Genomic DNA, 14,678 nt, shown 5'->3' with positions numbered 1-14,678 from the left:
TATGTTTAGGCATTAATATATCTGCTCCCCATTGGTATGAAAAAACTCTCTCTCGCACTTTTAAGCACTATTTTTTCGATAACTGCAGCATCGGCACAAACCAAAACGCTGAGCGAATTGCAGCAAAACTTTGTCGACCTGAAGTTCGGCATGTTTATCCACTACAACATGCCTACCTATAACGATGCCGACTGGCCCGACCCGGACGCTTCTCCTGCCCTGTTCAACCCTAAAAAGCTGAACCCTGCGCAGTGGGCCAAGGCAGCTAAATCGGCCAACATGACTTACGGTTGCCTCACCACCAAACACCACAGCGGCTTTTGTATTTGGGATACCAAAACTACCGACTACAATGTAATGAACAGCCCGTTAAAGCGCGATGTGGTACGCGAGTATGTGGATGCCTTCCGCGCCAACGGCTTAAAGGTGATGCTTTATTATAGTATATTAGATACCCACCACAAACTGCGCCCCAACACTATTACACCCAAACATTTTGAAATGGTGAAGGCGCAGATAACCGAATTGCTTACCAACTACGGCAAAATAGAAGCCCTTATTATTGATGGCTGGGATGCCCCATGGAGCAGGATATCTTACGATGACATTAACTTTGAAGATGTTTATCATTTAGTAAAATCGTTGCAACCCGACTGTGTGATAATGGACCTTAACGGTGCCAAATACCCCGCGGAAGGATTGTTTTATACCGATATTAAAACTTACGAAATGGGCGCAGGCCAACGCGTTTCAAAAGAAACTAACCGCATGCCTGCCCTTGCCTGCCTGCCCATCAATAGCGCCTGGTTCTGGAAAACCAATTTCCCTACCACGCCAGTGAAGGATCCCGCCAAATTGGTGAACGAAGATATCATTCCGCTTAACAAGGTTGATTGTAATTTCATCCTGAACGTTGCTCCAAACCGCGATGGCTTAATTGACGATAACGCCCTTGCCGCCCTTAAACAAATTGGCGAACTATGGAAGAACGACGGCCCCGCCCCTAAACTTGCACCAACCGGCGAACCTATCATCGGTACCAATTTAGCAAAACACAAACCCGCCAACTCGAGCTGGAGTGAGGATATGGATATTATGGACTTTGCCAACGATGATGATGTTGAAACCAACTGGACTTCGAACGCGCGCGTAGAAAAACCATGGTACGAAGTTGATTTCGGGCATGAGATACCTTTTAATGCCGTTACCATTACCGAGCAAAAGCCCAACATTAGCAAATACCGACTGGAGTATATGCAAAACGGTGTTTGGAAACCCATACTGGCTACTGAAAACACTAATCGTGTTAAGGTAAACCGCTTCAATACGGTTTATGGCAATAAAGTAAGGGTTTGGCTGGAGAAAGCCGACCACCAGATATCTATTGCGGAGTTTGGGGTGTATAATGAGCGCGGAAGGTAATTTTAGCCAGTACGTCATTGCGAGGCACGAAGCAAACCCCGGTATGCAAATCCACAATGCAAGGCGGTAATGCTTAGCCGGGGGTTGCTGCGCTATCGCTCGCAATGACGTGGTGGATAATTGTTGATACCATACATTTGTTACACATCAACCTTCCATCGCCAAAACATTCTCTGCATTCCCCTGTTGAGGTGTAAGATCCAAAATTTCTACAGAATTGAACTTTGCAAGCCGCTCCCCCATCGTTAAAACACTGGCCGTTGCAGGCCTGTTGTTTTTTGCTTCGCTACAAGCTAAGGCCTATTCAATTTTGGCGCATGAGGCCATTATCGATGCCTCCTGGCACGATGCTTTGTTGCCGCTTATTCAGAAACGTTACCCCAACCTAACCGGCCCCGATATAAAGAAGGCACACTCTTACGCCTATGGCGGCGCTATGGTGGCCGATATGGGCTACATGCCTTTCGGCAATGGCTTTTTTACCGATCTGCTGCATTACGTACGCAGCGGCGGTTTTGTAGAGGCCCTGATACGCGATGCCCAAAATGCTGATGAATATGCTTTTGCCCTAGGCGCGCTATCGCATTACCTGGCCGATGAGTACGGACACTCGATGGCCACCAACCGCAACATTCCGCTCATTTACCCAAAGCTTCAACAAAAATTCGGCGATGTGGTGACCTATGCAGACGACCATAAATCGCATAGCCGGATGGAGTTTTCGTACGATGTATTGCAAACAGGCCGCGGCAGCTATACATCCGAAGGTTATCACGATTTTATTGGCTTTAATATATCTGTTCCTGTATTAGAGCGAGCCTTTTACGAAACTTACGGGCAGCCGCTCAACAGTATATTCGGCAATATCAACGGCAGTATAAACCAGTTGCGTTGGGGTATTCGCAATTTGTTCCCGGTTCTTACCAAATCGGCTTTTAAGGCTAATAAGGATACCATACTGAAGATGACACCCGGCATGACGGCGCGGAACTTCCAGTATAAAATGAGCAAAAAATCGTTCCAGCTCGAATATGGCAAACAGCGCGAAAAGCCAAAATTCTTTGCGCGGGTGGCGGTTTTCTTCATCAGCATACTACCTAAAATTGGCCCGCTGAAAACATTGAAATATGTGTCGCCTGGCAAAGCGGGCGAAAGGTTGTTCGCCATGAGTTTTGATACTATTACCACCCGCTATGCCGCCGCCCTAAAACGCGCAGGCAATGGCACCCTTAACCTGCCCGACATGGACTTTGACACCGGCAAACCAAGCGCACTGGGCGAGTATCCCATCGCCGATGACACTTACGACAAGCTGCTGATAAAACTACAGGATAATCAATTCAAAAACATCACACCCGAATTGCAGCAAAATATCCTGCGCTATTACCGTAATGCTGATACTTCAGCAACCGCATTAAAGCAGCGCAAAGAGTGGAAAAAGGCAAGTACATCGCTGCAACAAATAAAGGTGCTAAAGCCCGGCCAGCAGGAACCGCTAAAGCCGATAGAGAACCCAATGGGCTCGACGGAGTAAATTAGAATGTTACTTCAAAAAACTTAAGATCGATAGTACCGTTGGTTGACACCACACTTCCGATATGCTCATCCGGCAGTTCGAAGCTAACAACCTCCCAATCCCTGTCGGAACCAGAGAGGGAAGCAGGCATTGTGTGCTCGCCATCCAGCGATGGCGTTTCTTGTAAATGTTCACCTAAGCCCTGGGCGGTTGCTTTTAGCAAGGCTTCTTTACGGGTCCATAACAGGTAAAAGCTGTGGGCTTTATTGTTTTTGTTGATAAATACTGCTTCAGCCGCGCTAAAATGCCCCGTGATAATATCATCGAAAGGGAAATCAGCATCGATATATTCCACATCGGCACCTACCGTTGTGTGGCTAATGGCTAACAATATGCAGTCGCCGGCATGGGTGATGTTGTATCGAATATCGATGCCGCCGGGGGTGTGCAGATAGGGCTTTTTGTTCGGCCCTATCGTAAAGGTTAGTTCGGCCGGTTGCTTGCCAAGATATTGTGCCAAAATGTACCGTTGTGCACCGCGGCTTACTACAAAGCGCTGCCTGTCTTTCAGTTGGTGGTATTTTTGTCCGCGCTCGGCCTCTTCCTGTGTAAGAGTAGCAGCGAACGCGGGTATATGCTTAACATTGGCGCTAATGCCGATACGGTATACGTGCACCTCACCTTCAGCGAGTACAAAAAGGCCCGAATGGGCCTGTTGCCATTCGGGCCGTTCTATAAAACGGATATTTACTTCACCCAAAGTATGTCGTTATTTAGCTTCTTCCTTATCGCTCTTCTTCGCGCTCGCTTTATCGAGGCAGGCCTGTAATATACGGGCGAACTCCTTATCGTTTGGCGATTTAAAGATCGTATTGTGCTCGCCGGGAATTTTGTGAATAGTTACCCCTTTAAGTGCAAAAGGCTTCCAACCGAGGTATTCGTAATCATCGAGATAGAAAGAGCGCACTTCCGCGCGGAAAAGTTCCACACAAATAGGATATGGTTCAATTTTGTAATGGCGCTGAGCCACATCGTTCATTTGGTCTATCTTATGGCTGTAGCCAAAAAAGCCGGTCGGCTGTTCTTCCTGGTTGCCAAATTTCAGTTTCCATATCAGGCGTTGCGCTATACGGCTTACGGCCTTAGCGCGGTGCTCCACCGTTTTAGCAAAACCCTCCTGGAAGGTCATAGAATACCATAAACGCCTGCCCAGATACATACCACGTTTCACTTTATTGATCAACCATGGGTCGTAATATGGTGTACGGTAAGCATAGGTATCGAACATGGCGAGCATACGCACCTCCAGGTTTAGCGCTTCCATTTGCTTGGCCATTTCCCAGGCGATGATACCACCAAATGAGAAACCCGCCAACGCATACGGCCCGTTGGGGTTTTGCGCCCTGATGGAGGCCACGTAATGCGCGGCAATGTCTTCCATTCGGTTCAGCGGTTCATCTATGCCGTTAAGGCCTTTGGCCTGCATACCGTACACGGGCTGATCGGGATCCATGTGATTGGCCAGCGTATTGAACAATAACACATTCAAGCCGGCACCGTGCACAATGTAAATAGGCATTTTGTTACCCTTTGGCTTCACCGGTACCAAGGAATCCCAGGTGATGGAGCGGCCATCCATACCCAATACCAACGATAGTTTTTCAACTGTAGAGTTTTCGAACAGTATGGCAAGCGGGAGCCTTTTGCCGGTTTCTTTCTCGATACGTGCCATTACTTTAACGGCAATAAGCGAGTGCCCCCCCAGTTCGAAAAAGTTATCGTAAACGCCAACTTTCTCTACGTTGAGGTATTCTTTCCAAATATCGGCAACCAGTTTCTCTACGTCGGTGCGCGGCTCAATGTACAAGTCGTGTATCTCGGCAGGTATCACGCCAATGGCGGCCAGCGCTTTTTTATCTACTTTACCATTTGGCGTAAGCGGCATCTCATCCACCCTGATAAAGTTATCGGGTATCATATAATCGGGCACCGCGCCGCGCAGTTCGCTGCGCCAGTAGTTCATGCACTGGTTAAAATCGTTGCCTTTGTATTCCTCTTTAAACACCACGTAGGCAACCAGTTTATCAACGCCATTACTATCGGGGCGGGCAATTACCACCACCTGTTTCAGGTCGGGGTCTTTACCCATATGGAACTCTATCTCGCCAGTTTCAATACGGTAACCGCGTATTTTCACCTGCGCGTCAATACGCGAAATATACATCAGGTTGCCATCGGGCAGGTATTTACCCAAGTCGCCTGTGCGGTACATCATGGCACCGGGTTCATTCACAAAAGGGTCCTCTACAAACTTTTCGTACGTGAGTATAGGCTGATCGTGGTAACCTTTTGCCACGCCCTCGCCGCCGATGTATATCTCCCCTGCCGCGCCGGGCGCTAAAGGGTTCTGAAATTTATCGAGAATGTAGATATAGGTGTTATCAATAGGCTTGCCTATGCTAATAAATTCGTCGTTCGGGGTTATTTGTTTTATAGTGCTCCAAATGGTGGTTTCGGTAGGGCCGTAAACGTTCCAAAGTGATGAAGCACGTTCCAGTATGCGCGTAGCCAGATCAAGCGGTAAGGCCTCACCTCCGCATATTACCTTTATCTTCTCCAGGTCCCAGCCAGCCTCAAGCAGTATACGCCAGGTGTATGGCGTTGCCTGCATTACGGTAATTTTTTCTCTGCGGATGATATCCAGCAGTGCCACACCATCTTTTGCGGTAGCAGCATCAACCAGTATAATTTGCGAACCGGTTATGAGCGGCAAAAACAACTCCAGCCCGGCAATATCAAAGCTGATGGTGGTTACAGCAAGCAGCTTATCAGCGGGTGTCATCCCCGGCTGTTTTTGCATGCTGTATAAAAAGTTAACGCAGTTGTGGTGCGCTATCTGTACGCCTTTGGGCTGCCCGGTAGATCCCGACGTATAAAGGATATACAACAGGTCCTGCCCCGATACGGCAACTTTTGGGTCGGTTTTGGGCTTGCTATCAAGCGTCGTCCATATCTCGTGCAACAGCAACTCCTCCGCGTCCGACTCATACATACCGCTGTATTTGCGGCTGGTGATCAATTTCACCGCTTCTGAATCGGCCAGCATGTAGTTGATACGATTGATAGGGAATATAGGATCGAGTGGCACGTAAACGCCCCCTGCCTTCATTACGGCCAGCAGGCTCACAACCAGTTCGGCAGCGCGGTCTAATGATACGGCTATCTTATCCCCTACCTGCACGCCACCTTCTACCAGCACAGCGGCCAGTTGGTTGGCGCGCTCGTTCAGTTGGCGGTAAGAATATATTTCGTTCTGGAATTTAAGGGCAACAGCATTTGGCGACCGCGAAGCTATCTCGCTGATGATCTGGTGCAGCGGCTTCTCTTTAGGGTACGGCACGCTGGTATCGTTCCACTCGTTCAGCAGCGTCATCAGTTCTTCTGCGCGCATTTGCGGCAGTTTGCCTATAGGTTTTTCGGGCGAGCGCACTATTTGCCTGAGCAAATGCGTGTACTCGTCCATCATGCGCTTAATGGTAGCCGCCTCAAATATCTGCGTATTGTACGACCACTCCAGCACCAGGGCATTCTTATGATCGGTAATGTTCAGGAATATCTCGAAGTTCTCGTACTCACGCCCGGTAGTAATGTACTCGTGTTTCAGCCCGTGGAAACTGATGCCTTCGTCCATACCGATATCGATATTGAAAACTACGGGCACCAGCGGCAGGCGCGACGCATCGCGCGGGATGTTAAGCTTCTTCAGCAAACTCCCAAAGGTATACAACTGATGGTCGTAGGCGTCCATCACTTGCGGGTTACGCTCTTTCAGGTACGCTATAAAGCTTTGTTCGCCTTTAGGGTAGCTACGCAGTGCCAACAGGTTTACGCAATGGCCTACCAGCCCGTAATTACCTGTAGCCGATTGGCCGGCTGCGGGAAGTCCCAGAATAATTTCCTCGTGACCCGTTATTTGCTGTAGGTAAACTTCAAATGCAGCCATCAGCATGGTAACAAAGCTGGCTCCGGCTTTGCGGGCAGTTTGCTTCACTTCTTTCACCAGCAACTCGTCCAGCGTAAAATCGAGCCTTTTGCTTTTGTAGGTACGCATGGCAGGGCGCGGGTTATCAGTAGGCACATTCAGCAAGTGCGAACTGCCCTTGAACTGGTTCAGCCAGTACTGTTCTATCTCGCGGCTTTCGGCGGTTTCGGCAAAGGCGGTTTGCTCGGCAGCATAATCGCTGTAGCGCGCAGCAGAAGGTAACGATGGCCATTCGCCTTTGGCAAAAGCAGTGTACAACTTACTCATTTCCTGCATCATCACCCCTATCGACCATCCATCGCAAATTATATGGTGCGCAATAAAAGTGAGGTAATGCACCTGATCTGCCAGTTTTATAATGCTGGGCTTAAACAAGGGTCCGTTCACCAAATCGAGCGGCGTAATTGCGTTTTGGCGCGTGTAATTCTCTATAAAAAGCTTGTTCTGCGCTTCGGTCTGATAGGAAATGTCATGGTATTCGATAACCAGCTTCGGGTTGTCGAGCACCAAAAAGTGCTGCCCATCGTCGGTAAATACCGTCCGCAGCGATTCGTGCCTGTCGCTAAGCGCTTGCAACGCTTTAAACATGGCATCCTTGTTAAAAGGGCCTGTAAGCAGTATTGAACCGGCATCGTTATACGCGCAGCTGGCATCACCGCCGCCAATAAGGCACGATGTCCAAATTTCTATCTGCGGCTCGGTTGCCGGGCCCATTAGTGCTATCTGCGGGCCAGCAAACGGGTCAAACTCTACCGGATTTGCTTCATAATTCATAATAGTTCGCCGTTCTTCAATTAAATATACTTATTGAACCTGCAAATATTTGCCGGGCTTATCCGGGTCGGGTATGAACCATCCGGGTTTGCCATCCTTACCACGGCCAAGTTTGGCACCGGGTACGGGCGGTGTATTTGCATTTACGGGCACTTGTTCTGCCGGTGGGGCTGCGGCAGCAGTAACTGGCTCGGTTGATGCTTCCTGTTGATGCGAGAAGAAACCGGCTTCTATCATCTCATCAAGGCTCTCGGTAAATGCGGCAAGCATAGTATCAATATCCTGCTCGGTATGCGCATCTGTGATAAAGCACGGAAAGCCGTCTAAGATATGAACTCCTTTTAAGCGCATCAAGGTAAATAGCAATTCGCTATAAGGAATATCCTCTAAAAACTTCATTCGCCATAACGAGCCAAAGCCTACAATAGTAATTGGCACGCCTTCTTTCTCGCATTTAGCACGCATACCATCTGCAAAACGGGTGGTTAACTTCGTCAGTTTTTCCTGCAAGGCAGGGCCACGCTCTTTCATATACTCCAGCGATGCTTTTGCAGCTGCCAAAGCCAACGGGTGACGTACAAATGTACCGGCAAAATAAGTTACCCCTACTTCAGGTACTGACAAGTCGCCGAATTGCCATTGGCCGCCATCAAGCGCATCCATGTATTTTTTGATACCGCAAATGGCACCAACCGGCATACCACCGCCAATAACTTTACCGTAAGTACCAATATCGGCCTTTACACCAAATATGGCCTGCGCACCACCGGGGTGCATCCTGAAGCCGCTGATCACTTCATCAAATACCAGCGCAATTTCTTTCTCGGCCGTTACTACGCGGAGTTCCTTCAAAAACTCCACCGGCTTAAACTCTGGGCGGCGGCTTTGTACAGGCTCAACCAATACAGCTGCTATTTCGTCGGCACGTTCTCTTATTATTTTTAATGATTCGTCGGTACCGTAATCCAGTATCAGCATCTGTTGTACGTTCTCTGATAAGATACCCGATGCAGCAGGCACTGTTTTCAGCTTTTTGGTACTGCGCACAATAACCTCGTCCATAATACCGTGGTACGAACCCGCAAAAGCCACAATAAGCGAACGGCCGCTTACGGTACGGGCTATACGCATAGCACCCAACACCGCTTCGGAACCTGTATTACACAAGCCGGCACGGTCAAATTGGGTAAACTCGCACATCAGTTTACAAACATCGCCGGCAAGCTCGTGCTGGGGGCCAATTTCGTAGCCTTTATCTACCTGCTCATGAATGGCTTTGGTAAGCACATCGGGCTGATACCCCAGCATGTTTGAGCCAAAACCGTTTAGCGCATCGATATATTCATTGCCATCTACATCCCACAGGCGGCTGCCTTTTGATTTGTTGATGATGATAGGATAAACCATCTCCTTGGTCAGCGGGCGGAAACCGCTCACTACCCTTGGGTCGGCCATGTATGGGCGATGCTCCTGGGTTTGAGCCTTGCTGGTTTTGGTTTTCTCATTATAATCCTTAGTAAGTTTTTGTATAAGCGCTTGTTGTTTAGGGGTTAAGCCCTGCACCTGCCGCTCTATACGCGCGGTTGCACCGAAAGGCTTTTTCAGTTCGGCCATTTCTTCTGCGGTGATCTCGGGCTGCGGCTCCAGTTCCATTGCCGGCGGGGCAACGGGTGGATGCGCGGGGTTGGCATAAGCAGCAACCTGCGGCGAATGTTGTGGCTGATGCTGCGGCACCGGCATTGGCGAATACCCCGGCGCGCCACCTTGCATAGTAGCTACCTGGCTGGCCAACAATTGCAATTGCTGCGCTATCATATTCAGCGCCTGTGTGCTACCCTCGGCAGGTACCATAGGTTGAAACAACACCGGTTGCTGGTAGGTAGGCTGCTGGTAAACCGGCTGTGCGGCCGGCCTTGCTGCAGGGGCGGCCGCCGCGCTTGGCGCAGGCTGGTATTTATCGGCAGGCAAAACACCGTCGAGGTGCGCAGCCAATAGCTCGAGCGAGTTAAACTCTTCAAATAACTTGCGGAATGTGATAGGTACGTTAAACTCCTTCTTTAAACTGGTAGCTATCTGCGTAAGCAAAAGCGAATCGAAACCTATCTCGATAAAGCTGGCATCGCTGCTGTCTACTTCTATACCGGATGTATCTTCAAATATATCCTTCAGTTTCGCAATTAAAAGGTCTTTTCTAACTGGCATATTAAGGGGTGTTTCGGTGCTGTTTTCTATTAATGTTTCAGTTGGTGCTTCAAATGGTGGTGTTAGCGGGCTTAGGGCTACAACAGGCGGCGCCCATAAACGTTTGCGGTTGAAGGCATAAGTAAGCAGGTTTAACCGTTGACGGCTTTGGCCCATGTAAAATACGCTCCAATCGGGGTCTATACCATTGAGCCACAATTGCCCCAGCGATTGTAGGGCCGAGCGCAAAGGCTGGTTATCTTCGGCACTATCGATACCCGCAATAGCAATGATTTGTTTTGGCGCTGCTTGCTGGCGTACCAGGGTTGATAATACGTTGCCCGGGCCTACTTCCAGCATTACGCGGGTATCATCCTCTGCCAAAAGGTTAGCTACATCGGCAAAACGCACGGTGCGGCGTACGTGGGCGGCCCAATAGTGCGGGTCTAAAGCTTCGGCCTCACTTAGCCATTTACCGGTAATGGTTGATATAATGGGTTTTGTTGGTACGTTAAGCTTTACGGTTTTTACCACTTCCTCAAATGGCGCCACCACATCATCCATCATGGCCGAATGGAAGGCATGGCTGGTTTGCAGCACGCGCACGGCAATATTTTTCTCTGCCAGCGAGGCTGAGAATTTGGCAACCTCCTCTGTGGGGCCAGCTACTACGGTAGCGGTTTTAGTATTGAGTACAGATATGGAAAGTGTATCGGGCAATAATTCCTTCACTTCCGCCTCCGGCATACGTACCGATAGCATATCACCGCCCTCTGCCTCGCTAACCAGTTTGGCGCGAGTGGCTATCAGTTTCACGGCATCGGCCAACGTGAATATGCCCGCTAAATGCGCGGCAACAAACTCGCCTATACTGTGACCGGTAAGTATGTTTGGCGTAATGCCCCAGCTCATCCAAAGTTTGGCCATGGCATAACTGGTGATGAATAAAGCCGGTTGTGTGTAGAGTGTATTTTTCAACGTTTCGGCTGCGGCAGCCTCATCGCTATCGGCATACATTACCGTAAGGATATCTTCCTGTGCAGTGCCTTTCAACAGGGCAACGCATTCGTCTACCGCTTCTTTAAAAACCGGCTCCTGCTCGTAAATATTACGGCCCATGTTCACAAATTGCGAACCCTGGCCGGGAAACATAAAGGCTACTTCGGTGGCTTTCGAACTCAGTTTTTTGGTATTGGTCGTTGGTACGTCTGCTGCAAGCTTTTCCAGCAATTCTTCTTTGTCTGCAGCAACCAAGATATTGCGCCAGGCAAAATCGGTACGGGTTGTTTGTAGGGTGTAGGCAATATCTGCCAGCGAAGCGTTGGCGTTATCCTTTATCCAACCGGCTAGTTTTTCTTTATAAAGTATGGCGCTTTCTTCGGTTTTGGCCGACCATTGTATCAATTGCAATGGCTTACCTGCATCGCTTATTTTCTCTACCCGCGGATATTCTTCCAATACCACGTGCACGTTGGTACCGCCTACGCCAAAAGAGCTTACACCTGCAAGGCGCTTTTTATCGCTGTGCCAGTCGGATAATTTGGTATTTACGTAAAACGGACTGTTCTCAAAATCGATATTAGGGTTAGCTTTGGTATGATGTAGCGATGCCGGTATCTGCTTGTTGTAAAGCGCCAATGTAGCTTTTATAAAGCCTGCCACACCCGCCGCGGCAACCAAATGGCCCATATTACTTTTTACCGAACCAATGGCGCAGTATTGTTTCTTATCCTGCGGACCAAAGGCCATGGTTAAGCCCTCAATTTCTATCGGGTCGCCTAATACGGTGGCGGTGCCGTGGGCCTCTACGTAGGTAATGTCTGATGGAGAAACACCTGCATTTTGTATGGCCATGGCAATAGCACCCGCCTGCCCGGTTGAGTTTGGCGCGGTAAAGCTGCCTTTCTCGTTACCATCGTTATTTACGCCTACGCCTTTTATCACACCATAAATGGTATCGCCGTCGGCTTCGGCTTCCTCTAAACTTTTCAGTAGCACTACCCCTGCCCCATCACTGAATACGGTACCATCGGCCTGCGCATCAAACGAGCGGCAATGCCCATCGGCACTTAGCATGGTACCCTCCTGGTACAGGTGCCCGCTGTTGATAGGCGAACTGATAGATACACCGCCCGCCAATGCCACATTACACTGCCCGTTGCGGATGCTATCCACCGCCTGCGCAATGGCAAGTAATGAGGTTGAACATGCCGAATGTACGCTTACAGCGGGGCCTTTTAGGTCAAGCTCGTAAGCTACACGGGTAGCAACATAATCCTTCTCGTTAAGCGTGGTGGTTAAAAAGCTGCCTATTTTATCAATAAGGTGCCTGTTGGGTATTACGTTGTTAATGTAGTAGGTATTGTTGCCGCAACCTGCAAACACGCCCACGCTGCCGTGGTAGTGCGATGGCAGGTGCCCGGCGCTTTCTAAGGCCTCCCACGCAAGTTCTAAAAATATGCGCTGCTGCGGGTCCATCAGTTCTGCCACGCGCGGGCTTAGCCCGAAGAACATGGGGTCGAACTCGTCTGAACCATCAACTATGCCGCGTGCCTTCACATAATTTGGCTCATAACGCACCGCAGGCGGTATAGATGGGTCTATTTCTTCGTCGGTAAAAAAGCGTGTGGTTTCGCGCCCTTCTACCAGTATCTTCCAAAGTTCGTCTACATTATTGGCACCGGGAAAACGGCCCACCATACCAATTACTGCAATATCGCCATTACCGCTTTTTACTCGAAGTTTTGGCAATACACTTTCTAAGGCCTTACTGTTAGAGCCATCCAAAAATGCTGCTACACCCGCCACTGTGGGAAACTGGTATAGCTTGGTAATGGGCAGATCGAGGTTATGGATCTTCTTTAAAGCCGCAACCGTTTTTAAAGCCAGCAGCGAGTTACCGCCCAGTTCGAAGAAATTATCGTTGATACCGATCTTCTCCAGTTGCAGCAGATCCATCCAAATGCCAACCACATGCTTCTGCGTAGTGGTTGATGCGGGCTTATAAAGCGTTGCCAGTTCGGGGCGCTTCAGGTCGGGCTTAGGCAGATTGTTACGGTCTACCTTTCCGCTGGTTGTCTTCGGCAATTCGGCCATCCACACAAAGGCTGATGGCATCATATAATCAGGCAGCTTCTCTTCAATGCTATCGCGCACCTGGATAGTACTCACCTTTGTGTTTGAAGCCACCAAATAAGCTACTAGTCGTTTATCGCCCGGCGTGTCTTCGCGGGCAATTACCACGGCCTGCTGTATACCGTCCAGTTGGTTTATTAAAACCTCTATCTCGCCTATCTCAACACGGTTACCCCTGATCTTTACCTGGGTATCTTTACGGCCAAGATATTCGGTATTTCCGTCGGGCAAAAAGCGGCAAAGGTCGCCACTGCGGTAAATGCGGATAGTTTTGCCATCGTGCTGCCAGTCTACAAATTTCTCTGCTGTAAGCTCGGGGCGGTTAAGGTAACCGTAGGTAACGTTTATACCGCTTATGCAAAGCTCGCCTACTTCGCCGTCGGGCAGCAGGTTTAGCTGCTCGTCCAATATGTAGTTTGTTGTATTATCAATAGCCTTACCAATGGTGGGCAGCAAGGGCCAGCTTTCGGGCGGTCCTTCCAGTTTTAATGCTGTACTTGCCACGCTGGTTTCGGTAGGGCCATACATGTTGTAGAACACACAATCGGGCATGGCCTGAAAGAAACGCGTGATCTGCGGCGTTATCTTCAATTGCTCGCCGGCAGTTATTACTTCCTGTAACGATTGGGGGTAAAGTTGCTCGGCATCGGCTATTTCGGTGAAGTATTGCAGCGCCACAAACGGCACATTAATACGATTCACCTTCATATCATCCACATAGTGCAGCAGCTTTACGGGATCTATACGTATGGCCTCGTCAATTAAAACCAGAGTACCACCAATGCAAAGCGTGCAAAACACTTCTACAACCGATGCATCAAACACCAGCGGTGCAAACTGCAAGGTTTTAGAAGCTACCCCCAAGTAGGGCGAAATACGTTTATGGTAATTGATAAGGTTTACTACCCCAATATGCCCAACGCAAACACCTTTTGGTTTACCGGTAGAACCTGATGTGTATATGATATATGCAATGCGGGTACGAAGGCTTTCTTTTGATAAGACTGAAGCCTGATATTCTTTATCCGAAGCTATAACGTTTACAGGCAAGTGCCTGAATAAAGGTTTTTGCTCTTCAACGGCCAGAATGGTGTTCAACCCTGCATCCTCAATGATTTGCTCAAGGCGGTCGGCAGGGTAAGAAGGATCTATAGGTAAATAGGCTTTTCCGGCTTTTAATACGGCTATAAGGCTTGCGATGGTTTCTATCGACCGCAAGGTGCTAACCCCTATCACCAACGATGCAGGCGAATTATTGATAATTGCCGCAGCCAATGAATCTGCTTTTCTATTTAATTCAGCATAACTGATCGTTCGGTTACCTAATTGAACAGCAATAACGTCGGGCGTTTTTTCCACCTGCTCTTCAAACAAGCGGTGCATAAACACTTCACCCTCAAATTCGCCGGTATAAATATTATCCGTAAGTATATTCATCAAGTAAATAAGGCGGCTAAACTTCTACGAAGCCTGAAATTTTGGTTATGAATCAGTTTCTAATTCGGGTTCAAGTTAAAAATTTTTCCTGTACACATGTAAATCTACAACCCAATTTTTTCATTTAATTTTCACAAAAAACCCTCGTACGATTCATTGAAGCAATAATTC

Annotated in this window: 5 protein-coding genes; 2 read left to right on the top strand and 3 right to left on the bottom strand. The window is 48.8% G+C overall.

Going from position 1 to position 14,678, the window contains the following annotated elements; genetic code table 11:
• Positions 1–36: 36 nt before the first annotated feature.
• Complete coding sequence (locus tag BC343_RS00350) at positions 37–1,422, top strand: alpha-L-fucosidase (RefSeq protein WP_078345731.1); 1,386 nt, start codon at positions 37–39, stop codon at positions 1,420–1,422.
• A 217-nt stretch (positions 1,423–1,639) separates the two neighbouring features.
• Positions 1,640–2,956 carry a zinc dependent phospholipase C family protein gene (locus BC343_RS00345; RefSeq protein WP_162276796.1) on the top strand — a complete coding sequence of 439 codons (1,317 nt, stop codon included), beginning with the start codon at positions 1,640–1,642 and terminating at the stop codon, positions 2,954–2,956.
• A 1-nt stretch (position 2,957) separates the two neighbouring features.
• Here BC343_RS00345 and BC343_RS00340 read toward each other — a convergent pair whose 3' ends face one another.
• The 3 genes from BC343_RS00340 to BC343_RS00330 are packed head-to-tail and all read right to left on the bottom strand — an operon-like array spanning position 2,958 to position 14,507.
• Positions 2,958–3,698, bottom strand: a complete 741-nt coding sequence (locus tag BC343_RS00340; protein ID WP_078345729.1) for a 4'-phosphopantetheinyl transferase family protein — start codon at positions 3,696–3,698, stop codon at positions 2,958–2,960.
• A 9-nt stretch (positions 3,699–3,707) separates the two neighbouring features.
• Positions 3,708–7,754, bottom strand: coding sequence for a non-ribosomal peptide synthetase (locus BC343_RS00335; protein ID WP_078345728.1), 4,047 nt, complete (start codon positions 7,752–7,754; stop codon positions 3,708–3,710).
• A gap of 30 nt (positions 7,755–7,784) precedes the next feature.
• Positions 7,785–14,507, bottom strand: a complete 6,723-nt coding sequence (locus BC343_RS00330) for a type I polyketide synthase (protein WP_078345727.1) — start codon at positions 14,505–14,507, stop codon at positions 7,785–7,787.
• Between the last annotated feature and the right edge of the window lie 171 nt (positions 14,508–14,678).

This window comes from Mucilaginibacter pedocola (assembly GCF_002013915.1).
GTDB lineage: Bacteria > Bacteroidota > Bacteroidia > Sphingobacteriales > Sphingobacteriaceae > Mucilaginibacter > Mucilaginibacter pedocola.
Note: the sequence above shows the minus strand (reverse complement) of the source record. Positions and strands in the feature narration are given on the sequence as shown.

Excerpts from the sequence above, each read along its gene's own strand:
- BC343_RS00350 (WP_078345731.1), top strand. The coding sequence starts at position 37 with ATGAAAAAACTCTCTCTCGCACTTTTAAGCACTATTTTTTCGATAACT.
- BC343_RS00335 (WP_078345728.1), bottom strand. The coding sequence starts at position 7,754 with ATGAATTATGAAGCAAATCCGGTAGAGTTTGACCCGTTTGCTGGCCCG.
- BC343_RS00330 (WP_078345727.1), bottom strand. The coding sequence starts at position 14,507 with ATGAATATACTTACGGATAATATTTATACCGGCGAATTTGAGGGTGAA.